This is a genomic window from Methylibium sp. Root1272 (genome assembly GCF_001425905.1).
Taxonomy (GTDB): Bacteria; Pseudomonadota; Gammaproteobacteria; order Burkholderiales; family Burkholderiaceae_C; genus Methylibium.
Window position 1 is genome coordinate 122,726 of the sequence record NZ_LMDY01000016.1, and the last position, 18,616, is coordinate 141,341.

20 protein-coding genes are annotated in these 18,616 nt (G+C 70.2%); 9 read left to right on the forward strand and 11 right to left on the reverse strand.

All coding sequences use genetic code 11. From position 1 onward, the window contains the following. Nucleotides 1–18 precede the first annotated feature (18 nt). Nucleotides 19–231, forward strand: a complete 213-nt coding sequence (locus ASC67_RS16125) for a hypothetical protein (protein WP_056323605.1) — start codon at nucleotides 19–21, stop codon at nucleotides 229–231. Here ASC67_RS16125 and ASC67_RS16130 read toward each other — a convergent pair whose 3' ends face one another. Then, nucleotides 232–1,209, reverse strand: a complete 978-nt coding sequence (locus ASC67_RS16130) for a helix-turn-helix domain-containing protein (protein ID WP_056323608.1) — start codon at nucleotides 1,207–1,209, stop codon at nucleotides 232–234. Nucleotides 1,210–1,472: 263 nt separating this feature from the next. Between ASC67_RS16130 and ASC67_RS16135 the strand changes: the two genes are divergently transcribed. Further along, nucleotides 1,473–2,720: an acyl-CoA dehydrogenase family protein gene (locus tag ASC67_RS16135; RefSeq protein WP_056323611.1), complete on the forward strand. Its 1,248-nt coding sequence runs from the start codon at nucleotides 1,473–1,475 to the stop codon at nucleotides 2,718–2,720. 12 nt (nucleotides 2,721–2,732) lie between these two features. On the opposite strand, the gene ASC67_RS16140 is transcribed toward ASC67_RS16135, so the two are convergent. From ASC67_RS16140 to ASC67_RS16165, 6 genes are all read right to left on the reverse strand, one after another. Next, a complete protein-coding gene (locus ASC67_RS16140) occupies nucleotides 2,733–3,119 on the reverse strand; it encodes a hypothetical protein (protein ID WP_056323615.1) in 387 nt (128 codons plus the stop codon). Between the two features lie 37 nt (nucleotides 3,120–3,156). Beyond that, nucleotides 3,157–6,276 (reverse strand): efflux RND transporter permease subunit, encoded by a 3,120-nt coding sequence (locus ASC67_RS16145; protein ID WP_056323617.1) that lies wholly within the window; start codon nucleotides 6,274–6,276, stop codon nucleotides 3,157–3,159. Nucleotides 6,277–6,286: 10 nt separating this feature from the next. Continuing rightward, on the reverse strand, nucleotides 6,287–7,402 hold the full coding sequence (locus ASC67_RS16150) for an efflux RND transporter periplasmic adaptor subunit (protein ID WP_082536063.1): 1,116 nt from the start codon (nucleotides 7,400–7,402) through the stop codon (nucleotides 6,287–6,289). Further along, the gene (locus tag ASC67_RS16155; protein ID WP_056323621.1) at nucleotides 7,399–7,956 is read right to left on the reverse strand and encodes a hypothetical protein; all 558 of its coding nucleotides are present in this window, start codon (nucleotides 7,954–7,956) and stop codon (nucleotides 7,399–7,401) included. The genes ASC67_RS16150 and ASC67_RS16155 overlap by 4 nt, the downstream gene beginning before the upstream one ends. Before the next feature lie 47 nt (nucleotides 7,957–8,003). Continuing rightward, nucleotides 8,004–9,278, reverse strand: coding sequence for a TolC family protein (locus ASC67_RS16160; RefSeq protein WP_056323623.1), 1,275 nt, complete (start codon nucleotides 9,276–9,278; stop codon nucleotides 8,004–8,006). A 148-nt stretch (nucleotides 9,279–9,426) separates the two neighbouring features. Further along, nucleotides 9,427–9,789, reverse strand: a complete 363-nt coding sequence (locus ASC67_RS16165) for a hypothetical protein (protein ID WP_056323627.1) — start codon at nucleotides 9,787–9,789, stop codon at nucleotides 9,427–9,429. 181 nt (nucleotides 9,790–9,970) lie between these two features. Here ASC67_RS16165 and ASC67_RS16170 point away from each other — a divergent pair, with 181 nt between their 5' ends. The 5 genes from ASC67_RS16170 to ASC67_RS16190 are packed head-to-tail and all read left to right on the forward strand — an operon-like array spanning nucleotide 9,971 to nucleotide 14,276. Beyond that, complete coding sequence (locus ASC67_RS16170) at nucleotides 9,971–10,615, forward strand: thermostable hemolysin (RefSeq protein WP_056323630.1); 645 nt, start codon at nucleotides 9,971–9,973, stop codon at nucleotides 10,613–10,615. Next, nucleotides 10,612–12,099, forward strand: coding sequence for an AMP-binding protein (locus ASC67_RS16175; RefSeq protein WP_056323633.1), 1,488 nt, complete (start codon nucleotides 10,612–10,614; stop codon nucleotides 12,097–12,099). The genes ASC67_RS16170 and ASC67_RS16175 overlap by 4 nt, the downstream gene beginning before the upstream one ends. Then, nucleotides 12,096–12,791: a TenA family transcriptional regulator gene (locus tag ASC67_RS16180; protein WP_056323636.1), complete on the forward strand. Its 696-nt coding sequence runs from the start codon at nucleotides 12,096–12,098 to the stop codon at nucleotides 12,789–12,791. Before ASC67_RS16175 ends, ASC67_RS16180 begins: the two co-directional genes overlap by 4 nt. After that, nucleotides 12,791–13,588 (forward strand): SDR family oxidoreductase, encoded by a 798-nt coding sequence (locus ASC67_RS16185; RefSeq protein ID WP_056323640.1) that lies wholly within the window; start codon nucleotides 12,791–12,793, stop codon nucleotides 13,586–13,588. Before ASC67_RS16180 ends, ASC67_RS16185 begins: the two co-directional genes overlap by 1 nt. 31 nt (nucleotides 13,589–13,619) lie before the next feature. Beyond that, entirely contained in the window at nucleotides 13,620–14,276 is a 657-nt protein-coding gene (locus ASC67_RS16190) for a hypothetical protein (protein WP_056323644.1), read from the forward strand. A 12-nt stretch (nucleotides 14,277–14,288) separates the two neighbouring features. On the opposite strand, the gene ASC67_RS16195 is transcribed toward ASC67_RS16190, so the two are convergent. Genes ASC67_RS16195 through ASC67_RS16210 form a run of 4 tightly spaced genes read right to left on the reverse strand, consistent with a single transcriptional unit; the run spans nucleotide 14,289 to nucleotide 16,783 of the window. Further along, nucleotides 14,289–14,498, reverse strand: coding sequence for a cold shock domain-containing protein (locus ASC67_RS16195; RefSeq protein WP_056323648.1), 210 nt, complete (start codon nucleotides 14,496–14,498; stop codon nucleotides 14,289–14,291). Beyond that, the gene (locus ASC67_RS16200; RefSeq protein ID WP_156466801.1) at nucleotides 14,495–15,157 is read right to left on the reverse strand and encodes an SPFH domain-containing protein; all 663 of its coding nucleotides are present in this window, start codon (nucleotides 15,155–15,157) and stop codon (nucleotides 14,495–14,497) included. Before ASC67_RS16200 ends, ASC67_RS16195 begins: the two co-directional genes overlap by 4 nt. Further along, on the reverse strand, nucleotides 15,141–16,478 hold the full coding sequence (locus tag ASC67_RS16205; RefSeq protein WP_056323653.1) for a sodium:proton antiporter: 1,338 nt from the start codon (nucleotides 16,476–16,478) through the stop codon (nucleotides 15,141–15,143). The genes ASC67_RS16200 and ASC67_RS16205 overlap by 17 nt, the downstream gene beginning before the upstream one ends. Before the next feature lie 29 nt (nucleotides 16,479–16,507). Continuing rightward, entirely contained in the window at nucleotides 16,508–16,783 is a 276-nt protein-coding gene (locus ASC67_RS16210) for a hypothetical protein (RefSeq protein WP_056323657.1), read from the reverse strand. Between the two features lie 289 nt (nucleotides 16,784–17,072). Between ASC67_RS16210 and ASC67_RS16215 the strand changes: the two genes are divergently transcribed. Both ASC67_RS16215 and ASC67_RS16220 read left to right on the forward strand, forming a co-directional pair. Beyond that, nucleotides 17,073–17,792: a Crp/Fnr family transcriptional regulator gene (locus ASC67_RS16215; protein ID WP_056323660.1), complete on the forward strand. Its 720-nt coding sequence runs from the start codon at nucleotides 17,073–17,075 to the stop codon at nucleotides 17,790–17,792. A gap of 124 nt (nucleotides 17,793–17,916) precedes the next feature. Beyond that, on the forward strand, nucleotides 17,917–18,609 hold the full coding sequence (locus ASC67_RS16220) for a Crp/Fnr family transcriptional regulator (protein WP_056323664.1): 693 nt from the start codon (nucleotides 17,917–17,919) through the stop codon (nucleotides 18,607–18,609). The last annotated feature ends 7 nt before the right edge of the window (nucleotides 18,610–18,616 follow it).

Consider the following 18,616-nt stretch of genomic DNA (forward strand, 5'->3'; position numbering starts at 1 on the left):
GCGGCGACAGGAGGCGGCATGGACGACATCGGCAACGCAGCGCAGGATGCCTTTCAAGCGACGGAGATCGCCCGCTTCGCCTTCCTGGGCGCTGTCAGGAGCATGACCCACGGCAGTCATCCCGTCGATGTCGACTACCTGATCCGTCTTGTGGACGTGCTGTTCGAGGCCCATGACCAGTCGGTTCGGCAAACCCGTCCGGCGGTGGAAAGCTCGACGGCCGGCGACTGATCAGCCGGCGACTCGAGCGTCGATTGCGTCCGGCTTCCTCGACGCGGCGATGAACTCCCTGGGCGAGGCGCCGAACCTGCGCTTGAAAAGTCGAGAGTAGTGGGAGAGGTCGCCGAACCCCCACCGGAGCGCGACTTCCAGGATCGACGGCCGGTTCGGCCGCAGCAGATCGTGCGCGCTTCGTTCCAGGCGCAGGGTGCGGATCGTTCCGCTGACGGAGAGGGGTGACGCCTCGAACAGGGAGTACAGCGAGCGGCGCGACATCCTGAATCGCGCGGCGATCGTGTGAGGACTCAACGAGGGATCCGCCAGGTGGTCTGCGATGTAGCCCTCCACCGCGCTTCTCGTGGCACGCTGCAGCGATGATCGATCCCGTTCCCTCGTCTCGGGCGTCGATCCCAAAACGGCCGTGACGACGCAGTTCAGTGCACTGCTCAGGCTTTCCTGGGAGGCCTCGCTCAGGTCGTCATCCAGATCCTGAAGCGAGTGCGCGAATCGAGTAGCGACCAGACCCGCGCCATGCGAGCCGCTGAGGCAACGCGCCATGGCGTCACGAGGCGCGGCGAGCCGGGCAAGAAACTGCGTTCTCGGAACCCGAAACGACAATACGCGCCAGTCGTCCCGGAAGTCGAGGAAGTAGGGGCGTGTCGTATCGACGATCGAGAAATCACCGGTCTTGACCAGGGACTCATGCCCATCCTGACGAACGACGCAGGAGCCTTCGAGCTGGAAATTGACGAAGACGAATTCCACCGGGTTGCGACGGATCTCCTCGGTGCGTCGATTGAGGAACTGGGCGCTCGACGCAACGCTGGTTTGCATCGTGCGGCCCAGCGGGCTCGAGCAGACCTCGCCGGCGAAGCCGGGTTCCATGCGTTGACGCACGGGGTCGAGCGAGACGAAGGCCTCGCAAAGCACCTCTCGCCAGTAGCTGAACTGCAGGTGCTGCGGCTGAGTCTCGGTGGTCCAGATGCGCATCGACAAACCTCTACAAAACGCGGCGCGGCCTCACCCCGCAGGTTGCGGAACGCCTGCACGCCCATCGGCAGTCAATCCGGTGAGTGATGCCTCTCGGCGGATTTCTCGCTGATTTCTAACCGGCGGGTCAGTCGATTGCAAGCCGGCTTGCACGAATCGTCAAGTCGCTCCGCACGAACCGCCAAGACGGCGCCCGGGGCGCCGGCCTAGCATGGGCCGCGGCGGCCGTTTCGGCCTGAACCCCTCAAAGACCAGGAGCTTCCATGGCGATCGACTTCACTCTCAGCGAGTTCCAGCGCGGCTTGCAGGCCGACGCGCGAGGCTTCGCCGCCCGCGTTCTCAGTCAGGTGGCCGCGACGATCCAGCCGCTGGCACGCCCCGAGGAGCGCTTCTATGCGACGCGGCCGTTCTACGACGCCATGGTCGCCGCGGGGTTCGTCAAGGCACTGATCCCACAGGAGTTCGGTGGCGCTCCGCTGTCGACGCTCGATTTCGCGCTGGCGGCCGAGGAACTGGCTGCCGTCGATGTGAACGTGCCCTCGGCGCTGTTGTCCACCGGCCTGGGGCTGCAACCGCTGCTGCGCTTCGGCAATCCGGCCCAGAAGCAGCGCTTCCTGCCCGACTTCATCGAGGACGGCGCGCGCCTTGCCGGCATCGCGTTCACCGAAGTCACCGGAGGCGCCAACTACGACTGCCCGGATCCGAGCGCCGGGGTTCAGACCTTCGCGCGACGCGAGGGCGATGAATGGGTCATCAACGGGCGCAAGCACTACACCACCAACGGGACCGGGTGGGATGGCCGGGGGCCCCATCTGTTCACCGTGGTCTGCCGCACCGACCCCGCGCTGGCGCCGAAGGAGTCACTGGCCGTCATCCTCGTGCCTGGTCACCTGCCCGGCATCCAGGTCGCGGGCATCCTCGACACGGTCGGCCATCGTGCGACGATCTCGCCGCGGATCCATTTCGACAACGTTCGAGTGCCCGTGGGCAACCTCCTCGGGTCGCCCGGCGACGGCATCGACATCGTGGAGACCGCCTTCGCCTGGACGGCCGCGTTGATCGGTGCCGCCTGTGTGGGCGTCATGAGATCGGCCTTCGACACGGCTCTGAAATTCGCGAAGACCGACAAGCGATCCGGGACCGTGCCGGTGATCGAGCACCAGAGCGTCGGCTACATGCTGGCGGACATCAAGATGCGTATCGAGGCGGCCCGCTACCTGACGTGGAAGGCCTGCCATCAGTTCGATCTCACCGACGGGCGGAGCCGCGAACTGCCGACCACGGCGAAGGTCTACTGCTCGGAACTGTGCGTGCAGGTGGTCTACGACGCGATGCGCGTGGTGGGCGTGGACAGCTACACCGACATGTTCCCGCTCGCAGGCCTGATGCAGGACGCCCTCTGCTTTCCCCTGTACGACGGCGGCAACATGGGCGTGCGGCGGCGTCAGTTGCACGCGCTGCTCCGCTCCCCCGGCTTCGACGGCATGGCGTCGGCCGAGGCTCGGGGCTAGCGGGTTCGCACCTCACTTCAAGGCGAAGCGCACCGTCGACGGCTTGCCGGCCACCGTCACGACGGCCACGGCCTTGCTGCCGGGGCCGACCTTGAAGCTGCCGGTGGCCTCGAGCCGGTCCCCGGCCGGCTTCAACTCCACCTCCTGCTTCTCGGTACCGGTCAGCAGCGTGAGCCTGGCGGTGGCCTTCGACACATCGGCAGGCTTGCCGTGGTCGCGCAGGTGCAACTGGATCACGGTGGGCTTGGCGACCAGTTCGTAGTCGATGTCCTTGACCTCGACGACCACGCCGCCGTGCAGCGGCGTGTGCGCGTGGGCATGGTCGTGCTTGTCGCCTGCGGCGAAGGCGGTGGCGGCCAGGGTCAGGGTCGTGGCGGCGAGCAGGTGTTGCGGTTTCATGGAGCGTCCTTTCGTGTGAGGGAGGAGAGCAGGAAATTCAAAGCGCCTCGGCGTCCTTGTCGTTCATCAGCGCTTCGGCCGATCGGCGGCCGAACAGCCAGAACATCGCGGGCGTGAGGAAGGTGTCGAGCAGGGTCGAGCTGATCAGGCCGGAGAAGATCACCACGGCCACCGGATGCAACACCTCGGTGCCCGGCTGTTCGGCCTCGAACAGCAGCGGGGCCAGCGCGAAGGCGGTGACCAGGGCCGTCATCAGCACCGGGCTCAGCCGCTCGAGCGAGCCGCGGACGATCATCTGCCGGTCGAAGTTCTCGCCTTCGAAGCGCATCAGGTTGATGTAGTGGCTGACCTTCAGGATGCCGTTGCGCACCGAGATGCCCGCCAGCGTGATGAAGCCGACCAGCGCCGCCACCGACAGCGGCTGGCCCGACAGCCACAGGCCGAGCACCGCCCCGACCAGGGCCAGCGGGATGTTCACCATGATCAGCGCCGACAGCGCCGCCGACTTGTAGCGGCTGTAGAGCACCACGAACATCAGCGTGAGCGACACGATCGACAGCAGGCCGACCAGCCGCGAGGCCTCCTCCTGCGCCTGGAACTGGCCGCCCAGGGTGATGAAGTAGCCTTCCGGCAGCTTCGTCTCGGCCACGACCCGGCGGATGTCGGTCACGATCTCCGACAGGGCCCGCCCGGAGGCGTTGGCCGACAGCACGATGCGCCGCTTGCCGTCGTCCCGGCTGATCTGGTTCGGGCCGTCGCCGTCCTCGAGGGTGGCGAGCTTCGACAGCGGAACGCGGCCGCTGGGCGTCTCGATCAGGATCCGGCCCAGCCCTTCGATCGAGCGCGCCGACTCGGGCAGCTTCACCACCAGCGCGAAGCGCCGGCTGCCCTCGACGATCTGCGTGATCTTCTCGCCCTCCACCAGGCTCTGCAGCACCGCCAGCACCTGGGGCGCCGGCACGCCGTACTGCGCCGCGGCGGCGTAGTCGATGCGCACCTTGATCTGCGGCGCCAGCACCTGCTTCTCGATCTGCAGGTCGGCGATGCCGGGGATCGTGGCGAGCCTGGCGCGCAGCACGTCGGCCTGGCCGCGCAGCGCGTCGAGATCCTCGCCGAAGATCTTGATCGCGATCTGCGAGCGCACGCCCGACAGCATGTGGTCGATGCGATGCGAGATGGGTTGGCCGATCTCCAGCGCGGCCGGCAGGTTGACCAGCCGCGCGCGGATGTCGGCCTTGATCTCGTCCATGCTGCGGGTGAGTGCGGCGGTGGGTTTCAGCCCCACGTCGAGCTCGCTGACGTGCACCCCCTCCGCGTGTTCGTCCAGCTCGGCCCGGCCGCTGCGCCGCCCGACGTGCGTCACCTCGGGCACCTGCTTGACCAGCAGCTCGGCCTGGCGGGCGATCGCCGAGGTCTCGGTCAGCGTCACGCCCGGGTTCAGGCGCAGGCCGATCAGCAGCGTGCCTTCGTTGAACGGCGGCAGGAAGGTGGTCGGAAAGAACGGCACCGCCACGGCCGCCATGGCCACCGCCGCGGCGGCTGCGGCCAGCGCGGCCTGCGGCCGGTCGAGCACGCGCTGCAGACTGCGGCGGTAGCGCGCCTTCAGCCAGGCCAGCACCCGGGTGTCGCCATGGTCGATGTTCTTCATCCGCGGCAGCAGGTAGAAGCCGAGCACCGGCGTGACCGTGACGGAGACGACCAGCGAGGCCAGTGTCGAGACGATGAAGGCGATGCCCAGCGGCACGAACAGCTTGCCTTCCAGCCCCGGCAGCGCGAACAGCGGGATGAAGACCAGCACGATGATCACCGTGGCGTAGAGGATCGCCGAGCGCACCTCCATCGTCGCGCGCGCCACGACCTCGATCGGGTGGATGCGGTGCTCCGGGTGCTTGAGTCGGTCTTCCTTCAGGCGCCGCAGCACGTTCTCGACCCCGACCACCGCGTCGTCGACCAGGCCGCCGATGGCGATCGCCAGACCGCCCAGCGTCATCGTGTTGATCGACAGCCCGAAGTACCCGAAGACCAGCGCGGTGATGAAGATCGAGACCGGGATCGCGGTCAGGGCGATGACGGTGGGGCGCAGCGTGCCGAGGAAGAAGAACAGGATCACCGCGACGAAGATCGAGGCACCGATCAGCTTGCCCTGCAGCGTGGTGATGGAGGCCTCGATGAAGCTGGCCTGTCGGAACGTGACCTGGGGCGCCTCCATGCCGGGTGGCAGCGAGGACTTCAGCCCGACCAGCGCGTCCTCGAGCGCGAGTGTCAGCGCGATGGTGTCGGCGGTGGGCTGCTTCTGGATACCCAGGATTACGGCCGGCTTGCCTTCGAAGCCCGCGTCGCCGCGCTTGAGCGCGGCAGCGAAGCTCACGTCGGCAATCTGCTGCAGCAGGATGGGGTGTCCGTCCCGGGCGGTGAGCGCCAGGTTCTTCAGGTCGTCGAGCCGCGAGGTGCGGCCCAGGTGGCGGATCAGCACCTCGCGACCATGGAGTTCCAGGAAGCCGCCCGAGGTGTTGCTCGAATAGCCCTCGAGCGCCGCCTCCAACTGCTCGTGCGTGATGCCCAGCTCGGACATCCGCGTGGTGTTCGGCTGCACCTGGAACTGCCGCACCTCGCCGCCGATCGGGATCACCTGCGCGACGCCGGGCACCGACAGCAGCCGCGGGCGCAGCACCCAGTCGGCGTACTCGCGCACCGCCATCGGGCTGATCCTGTTCGGATCCACCGGGATCGCGATCTGCATGATCTCGCCCATGATCGAGCTGATCGGGCCCATGCGCGGCAGCACGCCTTCGGCGAGGCCTTCCTCCATCGCCGACAGGCGCTCCGACACCAGTTGCCGGGCGCGGAAGATGTCGGTGCGCCAGTCGAAGGTGACGTAGAGGAAGGACAGGCCGGCCGAAGAGGTCGAGCGCACGCTCTCCACGCCGGGCAGGCCGTTCATGGTCGTCTCGAGCGGGAAGGTGATGAGCTGCTCCACCTCCTCGGCGGCCATGCCGCCGGCCTCGGTCATGATCGTGACGGTGGGCTTGTTGAGGTCGGGGAACACGTCCACCGGGGTGCGAGAGAGCGTGAACGCGCCGTAGGCCATCAGCACCAGGCTGGCGATGATCACCAGCAGCCGGTTCGCGAGGCTGTTGTCGAGGAGCCACTTGAACATGGTGGCTCCCTCAGCGGACCTGGTTGATCAGGGTCGCGCCTTGCGTCGCGACCCGATCACCGGGTTTCAGCCCCGAGGTCACCGCGGCGTCGACGCCGTCCAGCGGCTCGGTCGTGACCGTCCTCGGCTCGAAGCGCTCCGGGGCCGTCTTGACCCAGACCACGGTCTGGTTGGCGGCGTTCTTCATCAGCGCAGCCACCGGCACGGCGATGCCCTGGACCTTGTCCCGGGTCTGCACGAACACGCGCACCGGCTGTCCGACAGCAAGCTGATTCAGGGCCGTGCCCTGGGCTCGGAAGGCCAGCGGCAGCGCTTGCTCGCGCAGGCTGCGCGAGGCACCGACGAAGCTCAGCGGTACACGCTGCTCGCCGACGGCCATCGTCGCGCCGCCGATGTTCGAGGCGATCGTGGGGTCGAAGGCCAGTGCCTCGATGCGCAGGCGGGAGGGGTCGACGATCTCGAAGACCAGTTCGCGCGCATCGACCACCTGGCCGGCCACGACATGGGCCGAGGCGATCACGCCCGCCACCGGCGCCACCAGCGCTTCCCGGGTGGACAAGCCACCGCCGACGGCCGCGATGCGGGCTGCCAGGCTGGCGGCCTCGCTCTCGGCGGCCTCGATCTCCTTGCGTGGCACCGTGTCGGCCAGCTCCTGCAGGCGCACCAGGCGCTTGTCGGCCAGGGCCTTGGCGGCGCGCAGTTCGGCCAGCTGGGCGGCCTGGTTGGCTCGTTCGATCGGCGCGGCCGACGGCAGGACATAGGCCAGCACCTCGCCCTTGCGCACTGTCTGGCCGGGGTCGGGCAGCCCGAGCGGACCGGGCGCGATGCGGCCGGCGTTGAGCGCCTGCACCTTGCCGCCGGCGTTCGGGTCCATCAGGACCTTGGCGCTGAGCTCCACCGTGCGCGGCAGCGCGGCCGTCTCGGTCACGACGGTCCGCACGCCCAGCTGGCGCTGCGCGGGCTTGGGCAGGAAGACGCTGCCGTCGGGCTGTCGTTGCGGGCCGTTGGCGCTGGGCGCCGCGGGCGCATCGCCATGGTCGTGGCCTTCGCCGGCAGGGGCCATCGGTACGACAGCTGTCAGGGCGATCAGCAAGGCCAGGCGGGTCGTGGTCGGGCGGTGCTTCATGCGGCAACTCCGGCGCGGACACGGCGCATTCCGATCGCTCGGCGCCCGCCCCAGCCGAGCAGGGCCAGCAAGGCGATGCCGCCGGCAATCCATCCGACAGACCCCAGCCAGGAATGCGTGTGCGCCGATTCGTCGGCGTGCGCGGGCTCATGGAGATCGAGTTCGCCGGCCAGCAGATCCACCTCGTCGCCGGCGGTCACTGTCGCGGTGATGGGCAAGACGCCCGGCGCGAGGGGCGCGGGCAGAACGACTTCGTATTCGTCGTCGCCGTGTCGTGCGGCCTTGAAGGCGGTGCCGGCGATCTCGAGCTCGATCTGCGCGTCGCGCACCGGGCTGTTGTCGGCATGGCGGTCGAGGTAGAGCGTGAGCTGCTTGCCGCTGAGCACGCCGACGAGTTCGAAAGCCTCGGAGACGGCGGTGAAGCGGGGCAGCGCCTGGCCGGCAGCGGCCGGTGCTTCGCTGCCGTGGTCGTGGCCTTCGCCGGCGTGGGCGGCTTCGCTGGTGGCGAGGAGGGCCGCGAAGGCGAGCGCGGCCAGCAGGGAGTGGGAGGTCATCGGGCGGGGTTCCTGAAGGAGTTCGGGGTGCATGGCGACGCGGGGTGTCACTGCGGCAGCAGGCCCAGGGCCTGGCGCCATGCCGAGATGGATGCGGCGAGTTCGATGCGGGTGCGCGCCGCCTGGCGCTCGGCGTCGGCCGCTTCGGCCTCGATGCGCAGGCGGGTCGGCAGGTCGGTCTCGCCGAGACGGAAGGACTTGTCGAAGAAACCGCGCGACTCGCGGGCCAACCGGGCGCGCCGCTCCGATGCGGCGAGCTGGGTGCGCGCCGCATCGACGCGCCCGCGCGCCGCTTCGCGCTCGGCCAGCAGGCGCTCGCGCTCCAGCGCGAGCCGGGCCTGCAGCTCCAGCGCCTCGGCGCGGGCACGGGCCACGCGGGTGTCGTGGCGCGGACCGCCGCCGAAAGGAATGCGCAGGCCGAGCGTGATCGACTGCTGGTTCGACTCGCCGTCGGCGCCGCGCTCGCGCGTGCTGGCCAGCGTCAGCTCCGGGTTGGCGCGCGACTGCGCGGACGCGAGCTGCGCCGTTCGCTCGGCCACCGCGGCGCGGTCCTGCAGTTCGCGCAGCACGGCATGCGTGTCGGTCTCACCGGTCGGGCCGGCGTCGGGCTCCGGCTCGGCGACGGGCCCTGTGGTGGCGGACTCGGCCGGCGCTGCCATGCCGGTGCCGGCCTTGAGTTGCTGCCGGGCCGCGACCAGGGTCGCCTGGGCCTGCGCCAGTGAGGATTCCGCTGCGGCGACGGCGCCGTCCGCCTGGTGCTGATCGGCCCGCGCCAGGTCGCCGGCCCGGGCGCGGCGGCTCACGTCGACCGCAATCCGCTCGGCGTTGTCGAGCTGGTCGCGTGCGATGTCGGCGTCGATGCGCGCGCGCTGCCAGGCCCACCAGGCCTCGCGCACGCTGGCGGCGACGCTCAGCTGCGCGGCCGACGTGTGGCTCTCGATGGCCACCGCTTCGGCTTCCGCCAGCGCGCCGCTGCGGCTGCGCTCGCCCGGCAGCCACAGCGGCACCGCGACCCCGACCTCCAGTTCGCGTGCGCCCTGGTTGCGGTTCAGGCGATCGGTCTTGTTCGACAGCTCCAGCGCGGCGGGTTCGGGCGTCCACGATCGCGCCGCGATCTGTTGGGCCCGCGCGGCGTCGCGCCGCGCGGGCAGGGACAGTGACTCCGGCTGCCGCGCCCAGGCCGCATCGAAGGCCTGCTTCAGGCCGATGGGGTCTGTGGCCATCGGCGCCGGCTGGGCCTGCGCGGCCAGCAGCAGGGTCGAGAGCGCTGCGGCGGTGGCGCCCCGCCGCAGCCCGCCATTCGTTCGAGTTCTTCGGTGCATCCGATGCTCCAGTGTTGAAGGAATCAACCCACGGAAGATCGGCAAGTGGCGACCCAACGGTCGCTGCGCGCCGGGCGCGGCCGCGTCTGCGGCACGCGCTCAGGCGTGTACGGGCTTCAGGAAAAGGAAGAGCGACCCGCCTTGCCGATCAGGCAAGGACCGCCCACTGAGGGCGTTCGGGTCGGGCCGGCGCGTGGGCGCCGCCCGCTTCGTCGGCCGAGGCGCGCGGCGGCGCCGTCGTCAGGCCGCCGGGCACACCGTCCGGCAAGGCCAGCAGGCCGGTGCAGTGGCCGTGGCAGTGGCCGCAATCGACCTCGATGGTGCCTGCGGTCGAATCCGCGGTGCGATCGCTGTCGGCATCGGGCGCCGCATCGCCGTGATGCGGGTGCTCGTGATGGCCCAGATGCCCATCGTCGACCGAGGTCTCGTGCTCGCAATACGACGCCACCGCCGCCCAGCTGAACTGCAGGGGCAGCAAGACGAGCAGGATGATGGCAAGGAGGCGGCGCACGGGCGGCAGTGTAGCGACCACGGGGCCGACCGCGGAGATCGCAGGGGATCAGGACGTTTGCAAGGCCGGCGTTCGTCGTGACGAATGTGGCGCGCGCTCGCGTGACCGGGTGTAAGGCCCGCGTCCACTTAACGTCTGCTTAAGGTCGTACCGCGAGCATGAGGGCCTCCAAGGAGTGTTCATGCGCATCGCCCAGTTTGCCGCCGGTCCCAGCTCGCAGGATGTCGAGGAGACAGCCTGTCCGGCGCCGCACTTCGCCTGCCACGGCGTCGGCGATCCCGCGCGGCCCCGCGTCGAGGAGTTCATCCGCCGCGTCTACGACGAACGCTATGGCGCGCGTGTCCGCCAGTTCGCGCCGGTGCTGGTGAGCCTGCGTGACGCTGCCGATCCCGATGCCCCGGTGCTGGCCGCGGCCGGCTACCGCGTCGCGACGCAGCCGCTGTTCCTCGAACATTACCTGGACGTGCCGATCGAGCACGCCCTGGCCGTGGATGCCGCGCGGCCGCCGCGCGAGCGCATCGTCGAGGTGGGCCACCTGGCCGCCGTCCGCGCCGGCGAGGGCCGGCGCCTGATCCTCCGGTTGGCGCAGCACCTGGCGGGGCTGCAGGTCGAATGGGTCGTCAGCACCCTGACCGAAGAGCTGCGCCACCTGTTCACGCGCATGGGCGTGGTGCCGAGGGCGCTCGGAGCGGCCGACCCGGCCCGTCTCGGCCAAGCCGCACACGACTGGGGCCGCTACTACGACCACCATCCCGTCGTGCTGGCCGGCCACCTGCCGCTCGCCATGCGTCGACTGGCCGAGCGGGCGCGAGGCGCCGACCGATGAATCTCGTGGAAACGCTGGCGTCGGGGCAGCCTGACGCCTGGCCGGCTGCGCGCTTCGAGGTGGCCGTGGACCTTGTCGCCGAGGCCCTGCGGGCGGGCGGCACGCGCGTGCTGGCGACGCTGCTCGACAACGGCATCGCCTGGCTCGTGGCCGATGCGGGCGCGGCGCGGGCCGGGGTCGTGCATGTGCCACTCCCCGGCTTCTTCACGCGAGGGCAACTGCAGCATGCGCTGGTCTCGGCCGGCGTCGATACGCTGTGGACCTTTCCGGCTGCCGCGGCCGGCTTTCCCGGTGCCGCGCCCGAGCCGCTCGGCTTCGATCCCGGAACCGAGCCGATCGCCGCACTGCGCCTCCCGGCGGCGCCGGTGGCGATGCCGGCCGGTACGGCCAAGATCACCTTCACGTCCGGCACCACCGGCACGCCGAAGGGCGTGTGCCTGGGCCAGGCCGCCATGGACCGGGTGGCACAGGCGATCGGCGAGGCCACGGCCGCGCTGGACATCACCCGCCACCTCAGCGCCTTGCCGTTCGCGGTGCTGCTGGAGAACATCGCCGGCGTCATGGCACCTCGGCTTCGAGAGGCCACCTGCATCGCCTTGCCGCTGGAAAGCGTGGGGCTGCAGGGCTCATCGCGGTTCGATCCGGCGCGGCTTCAGGACGCGGTCGAGTCGTGGCAGCCGCACAGCCTGATCCTGCTGCCGCAGATGCTGCGGGCCTGGACGATGTGGCTGCGGGCCACCGGTCGGCGCGCGCCGGCCTCACTGCGGCTGGTGGCCGTGGGCGGCGCCGCGGTCGGTGCGCCGCTGCTGCAGTCGGCGCGTGAGCTCGGCATTCCGGCCTTCGAGGGCTACGGCCTGTCGGAGGGCGCGTCGGTGCAGACGCTGAACCTGCCGGGTGCCGATCGACCCGGCAGCGCCGGCCGGCCGCTGCCGCACGCGCACCTGCGCATCGCCGCCGGCGGCGAGATCGAGGTGGCGGGGAGCGCGTTCCTCGGCTACCTCGGCAGCGAGGCGCCACCGCCGGCCTGGTGGCCCAGCGGCGACCTCGGCACGATCGACGCCGACGGCTTCCTGCACGTGCAGGGCCGCAAGAAGCAGGTGCTGATCACGGCCTATGGCCGCAACGTGTCGCCCGAATGGGTCGAGACGGCGCTGCAGGGCGCCCTGGTCGGCGGCCTGCTGCCGATCGGCCAGGCGGTGGTGTTCGGTGACGGCCAGCCGGCGCTGTCCGCGGTGCTGTGGCCGCTGCGCGCGGACGCGCCCGACGCGGCGCTGCAGGCGGCGGTGGACGAGGCCAATGCCGGCCTGCCCGACTACGCGCGGGTGCGCCACTGGGTCCGCGCCCGCGCGGCCTTCGACACCGACGCCGGACTCGCCACCGCGAACGGCCGGCCGCAGCGCGCCGCCATCGAGCAACTGCACCGCGATGCGCTGGCGGCCCATGCGCTCCCTTCGCCCTTCTTTCCGGAGCCCTCGCATTCATGAGCTTTCACGCCCGACTTCTTCGCGACACCGCCGCCGAACGCGGCGAGCTGGTCAGCATTCCCATCATCCAGGGCTGCCTGCGCGGCGAGGTCTCGCAGGACAGCTACCTGGCCTTCCTGACGCAGGCCTACCACCACGTGCGCCACACCGTGCCCCTGCTGCAGGCCTGCCGCGCGCGCGTGGGGTCGTCGCGGCCGGCATGGCTGACCGACGCGCTGGACGAGTACGTGGAGGAAGAGCGCGGGCACGACGAATGGATCCTCGACGACATCGCCGCCTGCGGTGGCGACTCGGACGCCGTGCGCCGCGGCACGCCGGGCCACGCGACCGAGGTGATGGTGGCCTATGCCTACGACACCATCGCGCGCGGCAATCCGCTGGGCTTCTTCGGCATGGTGCACGTGCTCGAGGGCACCAGCGTCTCGCTGGCGCTGATGGCGGCCGATCGCATCCAGGCGAACCTGCGTTTGCCCGACGCCGCCTTCAGCTACCTGCGGTCGCACGGCACGCTCGACCAGGAGCACACGGCGCATTTCGAGCTGCTGATGGATAGGCTGGACGACCGCGCCGATCAGGACGCCATCGTGCACGCGGCCCGCGCCTTCTACCGTCTCTACGGCGACGTGTTCCGCAGCCTGCCGCTGCCGCGCGCCACAACCGCCGTGGCCCCAGCCACGGCCCGGGCCGCGTGATGGGCCTCGAACTCAAGGACTGCAGCGTGGTGCTCACCGGCGCCGCGGGCGGCATCGGTGCGGCCGTGGCGCGCGCGCTGTCCGAGGCCGGCGCGCGCCTGCTGCTCGTCGGCCGCCATGCCGGCCGGCTGGCGGCCCTGGCGCGGGCACTCGAGACCCACCCCGACGACCCTCGGCGCGTCGAGGTGCTGGCCGCGGACCTCACGACCAGCGCCGGCGTCGAAGCGGTGCGGCGTGTGGCGCTGGCCCGTCGCGCCAACGTGCTCGTCAACAACGCCGGCGTGGCGAGCTTCGGGCCCCTGGGCGCGCTGGACGATGCGCACATCCTGCAGGCCGTGACGACCAACCTGGTGGCGCCGATGCTGCTGACGCGGGCCCTGCTGCCGGGGCTGCAGGCGCAGCGTAGCGCGGCGGTGCTCAACGTGGGCTCGGTGCTCGGTCGGCTGGCCCTGCCGGGCTTCTCGGTCTACAGCGCCACCAAGTTCGGCCTGCGCGGCTTCAGCGAGGCGCTGCGACGCGAGCTGACCGGCACGCCGGTGCGCGTGCAGTATCTCGGGCCGCGCGTCACCGAGACCGGCTTCAACGCGCCGGAGGTCGAGGCCTACAACCACAAGACCGGCGCGGCGGTCGACCGCCCCGAGGACGTGGCGGCAGCGCTGCTGCAGTTGCTGCGCAGCGGCGCGGCCGAACGCTTCCTCGGCATGCCGGAGAAGCTGGCCGTGTGCGTCAACGGCCTCGCCCCCGCGGCGCTCGACGGCGCCTTCAAGCAGCACCGGCTGGCGCTGTCGGGTGCCTGAGGCGCCGCGTAACGATTCAAGGAGAACGACGATGTCTGCACGCCACCCCCTGTTCCTCATCGCCGGGCTCGTGCTCGCGCTCAACGCCACCGCGCTGCGGGCCGGCCTGGTCGAGGACGCCGTCACCGAGGTCCAGCACGAGTGGGAGGTGACGCGCTACCAGACCCCGCCGAAGGAGCGCGAGAAGCGCTACGAGGCCCTGGTCGCGAAGGCGCACCAGTACAGCGAGGCCAACCCGGGGCGCAGCGAACCGCTGGTCTGGGAGGGCATCGTCGTCAGTTCACTGGCGGGCGAGAAGGGCGGTCTGGGCGCGCTCGGTCTCGTCAAGCAGGCCAAGGGCCTGTACGAGCAGGCGATCAAGATCAACCCGGAGGCGCTCGACGGTTCGGCGTACAACAGCCTCGGCGTCCTCTACTACAAGGTGCCCGGCTGGCCGATCGGTTTCGGCGACAAGAAGAAGGCCGATGAGCTGATGCAGTCCGCCCTGAAGCTCAACCCGCAGGGCATCGATCCGAACTTCTTCTATGGCGAGTTCCTGCTCGAGCAGAAGCGGCCGGCCGACGCGCTGGCCTACCTGGAGCGGGCGCTGCAGGCGCCCGCGCGCCCCGGCCGCCAGATCGCCGACGCCGGGCGCCGCGACGAAGCCCGGGCACTCATCGAGAAGGCGCGTGTCCAGCTGGCCCGGTAGCGTTGACGGGCCCTAGAGCGGGCAGATGTGCACGGCCTTGCGGCCCTTCTCGTCCAGCTTCACGTCGAACCGCACGCGCTGGCTCTCGAACAGGCCCTTGAAGCCGCCCCCGTCGATCTGGTCCACGTGGGCGTACAGATCCACGCTGCCGTCGTCCGGCGTGATGAGCCCGACGCGCCGACTCTCGTTGAACCACTTCACCGTGCCGCTCTGCGAACTCACGTCTCATCCTTCGCAGGGGCTGACGACAAGCCCACGGCGTGAAGTGTCCGGTCTGCGCGGTGTTGCATCACGCGTTGCTTGAGGGCGATCACCAGGCGGGTCTCGTTGTCGAACTGAAGGATCGCAGGGATAGTGACCTCGCGGACCGCCACCGCGCTCACCGCAAGGCCCCAGTCGGCGGCCTTGCTTCGAACGTCCAGGTACAGGCGCTGCTCCAGCGCATGGCGGTCCAGCAGCAGCGCGCCGATCGTGGATGCGCTCACGGCCTCCGCCAGCGATGCGTGGGCAATGCGGTCCAGCTCGCGGGGGGCCGTCGGGTCTGCGGCGCTGTCGTCGACAGCGCGTGCACGGCTCCAGAACAGCTCCGCACCGACGTTCACCGTGGCGACATCCGAGGTGCAGGCCTGCTCGACGGCGATCACCAGCTTGTGGATGCGCTCCTCGCCGGACTGCGATTCGCGATGGCCCGACGAGTGGTTCCAGGCCGAACTCGTGTCCGCATGGGATGCCTGTCCGGCCGCCTGGCGCAGGACGTTCGAGCCCGCGTGCCGAAGGGCACGCGAATTTTCGGGAATGTTCATCGCGATGAGCATGCGCTGCCGGTGTTCGAGCGTCGGTTCGCTGCCGAACGGAGCGAGCCTCTCAGGAGGGCCGTTCATCGGGGTCGTGTCGGGCCCCGGCGCGCCTGCGCGTGCGCAGATAGCGCTGCATCAGCGGCTGGGCGGTCAAGCCGTGCGCGACGATCGACGCCGCCACGGTCCACAAGGTCAGCGACACCAGGGTGTCGGCCAGCGCGCCGTCGACCCCCGATCGCAGTGCGAACAGCAGGTAGAACACCGAACCGATGCCGCGGATGCCGAACCAGCCGATCATCGCCTGCTGCGACCCGACCAGCCCCTCGCCCGTCGTCGCGGCCAGGGCCGACAGCGGGCGCAGCACCATCAGGGTCAGCGGCACGAACCACCAAGCCGCCGGCAAGGGCTGGGCATAGGCCAGCATGGCGCCGACCACCAGCACCAGGGCGAGCTCGGCGAGCCGCTCGAGTTGCTCGTTGAAGGCCTGGACCGAATCCCGCATGGTGGCGCTCGCATGGTGCGAGTGCGTGGCCAGCATGTCGTACGAGTGACCCTCCAGCCCTGCGGCGGCGTGCAGTGGCTGCGTGTCGGGACGGGGCCGCTCGCGCACGCGTTGCAGTGCAAGGCCTGCGGCGAATACCGCGAGGAAGCCCGAGGCCATGCAGATCTGGGCCACGCCGTAGGCCATGCCGACCAGCCCGATCCCGAGGAACTCGTCCAGCCCTACGGCTTCCTGGTGGCGGCTGCGCAGATGAACCACCAGGCGCCCGGTCGCCGCGCCCAGCGCACCGCCGATCGCCACGCCGCCCGCGGTGGCCCACAGCAGGTCGATGCTCCACCACCGGACGAGGCCGGATCCCAGATCGTGCAGGCCCAGCAAGCCGATCCCGAGCATCACGAACGGGAAGGCGGCGCCGTCGTTGAGGCCGCCCTCGGCGGCCAGGCTGAAGCCCAGCCGATCAGGGTGAGAGCCGCCGTCCGACGGCACGCCGCTGGCCAGCACCGGATCGGTCGGCGCAAGGATGGCGCCCAGCAGCACCGCCGCCCCTAGCGGCAAGGCCAGCATCCAGACGCCGACGGCGGTGACCATGGCGACCATGGCGGCCATCGACACGAAGGCCAGGCGCAGCGGCAGCCGCCAGCGGCGGTCGCTCAGCGGCACGCCCAGCCGCAAGCCGACGGCGAACAGCGAGATCAGCAACGCACCCTCGGCGAGCCGCTCCAGGATGTGGGCGTGTGCCAGCGGGTCGGGCCGCAGCACGTCCACGCCCTGCGGCCCGAGCAGCCACCCCAGGGCCAGGTAGACCATCGCGCTGCTGAGCGGCAGCCGGCCCAGCAGCGTGCCGGCCAGCACCATGGTGACCAGCAGCGCGCCGACGAACAGGGACCATTGCGCCAGGGACATCTAGGCGCTCGGCGGGTGCGCCCGGCGTGTCATCGCGACCGTCGGGACGGCGCCATCGGACGGAAATGACGGGCTCGGCCGACGAGATGGATGATCTGGGCGGCCGCATGCACCGTCGGACGGTGAGGCGTGAAGCCCGGCCGCGGTGAGATGTAGGTCGCCATGTCCCGGGCGATCGCGAGCTGGCGCTCCGAGGTGTCGGCGAGCAGGCTGATCACCAGATTCTCCAGCGCGATCACGCGGATGCGCAGTTGTGCCAACTCCGCGTGGGCGCACGCCGCAGGTTCGTTTTGCAGGGTCGTCAAGAGTTACTCCGGGAAGGCGGAAGCGTCGAGCGGCGCGAGGCCGTCAGCCGATGCAGGATCGGCGGCAGAAAGCTACGCCCGAATCCGATGGTCGTCTGTCTGCTGGAGCACCTTGCGGACGTGGCAGACCGTCGAACTCCGCGTCCGCCGCGACCACGAACCCATCGCCATCCGGCGATTCGCTCTGTACGCTATCGAACATACCGGATGCCGGGAAAGCGCTAGATTCGGGACGCTGGCGCCTGCAAGGCTGTCCTGCTTCGACATGGGCCGGCCTCGGAGTTTCCAGATGGCCGACATGCCAGATCCCAGGAAGAACCATCTGCTCGCCGCCTTGCCGCCGGCCGAGTGGCATCGTTGGCAGCCGCAGCTCGAATCGGTGGAGTTGCCGCTCGGCCAGGTGCTGTACGAACCGGGCCGCACGCTCTCGCATGTCTACTTTCCGACCACGGCCATCGTGTCGCTGCTGTACGTGATGGAAGACGGCGCCTCGGCCGAGATCGCGGTCGTCGGGCGCGAGGGCATCGTCGGTGTCTCGCTGTTCATGGGCGGCGGGTCCACACCGAGCCGCGCGGTCGTTCAGAGTGCAGGGCTGGGCTACCGCCTGGCGGCCGACGTGATGAAGCAGGAGTTCAACCGCGCCGGCCCCGTGCTGCACCTGCTGCTGCGCTACACCCAGGCGCTGATCACGCAGATGGCGCAGACGGCGGTGTGCAACCGCCACCATTCACTCGACCGGCAGCTGTGCCGCTGGTTGCTGTTGAGCCTGGATCGCCTGCAGGGCAATCAACTATCGATGACGCAGGAGCTGATCGCGAACATGCTGGGGGTGCGCCGCGAGGGCGTGACCGAGGCGGCGCTGAAGCTGCAGAAGGCGGGCCTGATCCGCTACGCCCGTGGCCGCATCACGGTGCTCGACCGCCCTGGCCTGGAGCAGCGCACCTGCGAGTGCTATGCGGTCGTCAAGAAGGAGTACGACCGGCTGCTGCCCGATCGGCTTGCAACGTAGCGCACTCCGCGACCGGACCGCGTGCTTCGCACCTATGTACGCTGCGGCACAGTCGCGCGGCGTGATCTCGCTCAGACTGGGCCGAGTCCCGCGATCCGGGTCCCCGACCTGCCGGAGAGCCTGCGTGGCCACCACAGAGAACCATCTGATCGAATTGCTGCCGCGCAAGGACCGTCTCAGCCTGCTGTCCGTCTGCGAGCCCGTCCCGCTGGTGTTGGCCGAAGTGCTGTGCGAGGCCGGCGAACCGACGCGCCATGTCTACTTTCCGACCGAGGGCTTCATCTCGCTGTTGACCGCCGTCGACCTGCACCCGGGACTCGAGGTGGGCATGGTGGGGCGCGAGGGCATGCTCGGGGCGCAGCTGGCCCTGGGTGTCGCGACGACGCCGCTGCGTGCGCTGGTGCAGGGCGAGGGCAGCACCCTGCGCGTCGAGACCAAGGCCTTCAAGCGCGAACTGGGCCGCAGCGACGCGTTGCAGCAGGGTCTGCTCCGCTACGTTCATGTGTTGATGGCGCAGCTGACGGCATCGGCCAGCTGCCTGCGGTTTCACGCGATCGGGCCGCGCCTGGCCCGCTGGCTGCTGATGAGCCAGGACCGCGCTCACTCCGACCGCTTCCGCGTGACCCACGAGTTCCTCGCCTACATGCTGGGCGTGCGCCGGGTCGGCATCACGACCGCAGCCAGCGCCCTGCAGCGTAGCGGCCTGATCGAGTACCGCCGCGGCGACCTGAAGGTGGTCGATCGCAAGGGCCTCGAAGCGGCGGCTTGCAGCTGCTACGCGGCTGAACGCCAGGCCTATGCCGAGGTGATGCGCTGAGCTGTCC

Coding starts and splice junctions, on each gene's coding strand:
- ASC67_RS16125 (WP_056323605.1), top strand. CDS start 19: ATGGACGACATCGGCAACGCAGCGCAGGATGCCTTTCAAGCGACGGAG.
- ASC67_RS16130 (WP_056323608.1), bottom strand. CDS start 1,209: ATGCGCATCTGGACCACCGAGACTCAGCCGCAGCACCTGCAGTTCAGC.
- ASC67_RS16135 (WP_056323611.1), top strand. CDS start 1,473: ATGGCGATCGACTTCACTCTCAGCGAGTTCCAGCGCGGCTTGCAGGCC.
- ASC67_RS16140 (WP_056323615.1), bottom strand. CDS start 3,119: ATGAAACCGCAACACCTGCTCGCCGCCACGACCCTGACCCTGGCCGCC.
- ASC67_RS16145 (WP_056323617.1), bottom strand. CDS start 6,276: ATGTTCAAGTGGCTCCTCGACAACAGCCTCGCGAACCGGCTGCTGGTG.
- ASC67_RS16150 (WP_082536063.1), bottom strand. CDS start 7,402: ATGAAGCACCGCCCGACCACGACCCGCCTGGCCTTGCTGATCGCCCTG.
- ASC67_RS16155 (WP_056323621.1), bottom strand. CDS start 7,956: ATGACCTCCCACTCCCTGCTGGCCGCGCTCGCCTTCGCGGCCCTCCTC.
- ASC67_RS16160 (WP_056323623.1), bottom strand. CDS start 9,278: ATGCACCGAAGAACTCGAACGAATGGCGGGCTGCGGCGGGGCGCCACC.
- ASC67_RS16170 (WP_056323630.1), top strand. CDS start 9,971: ATGCGCATCGCCCAGTTTGCCGCCGGTCCCAGCTCGCAGGATGTCGAG.
- ASC67_RS16175 (WP_056323633.1), top strand. CDS start 10,612: ATGAATCTCGTGGAAACGCTGGCGTCGGGGCAGCCTGACGCCTGGCCG.
- ASC67_RS16180 (WP_056323636.1), top strand. CDS start 12,096: ATGAGCTTTCACGCCCGACTTCTTCGCGACACCGCCGCCGAACGCGGC.
- ASC67_RS16185 (WP_056323640.1), top strand. CDS start 12,791: ATGGGCCTCGAACTCAAGGACTGCAGCGTGGTGCTCACCGGCGCCGCG.
- ASC67_RS16190 (WP_056323644.1), top strand. CDS start 13,620: ATGTCTGCACGCCACCCCCTGTTCCTCATCGCCGGGCTCGTGCTCGCG.
- ASC67_RS16200 (WP_156466801.1), bottom strand. CDS start 15,157: ATGAACGGCCCTCCTGAGAGGCTCGCTCCGTTCGGCAGCGAACCGACG.
- ASC67_RS16205 (WP_056323653.1), bottom strand. CDS start 16,478: ATGTCCCTGGCGCAATGGTCCCTGTTCGTCGGCGCGCTGCTGGTCACC.
- ASC67_RS16215 (WP_056323660.1), top strand. CDS start 17,073: ATGGCCGACATGCCAGATCCCAGGAAGAACCATCTGCTCGCCGCCTTG.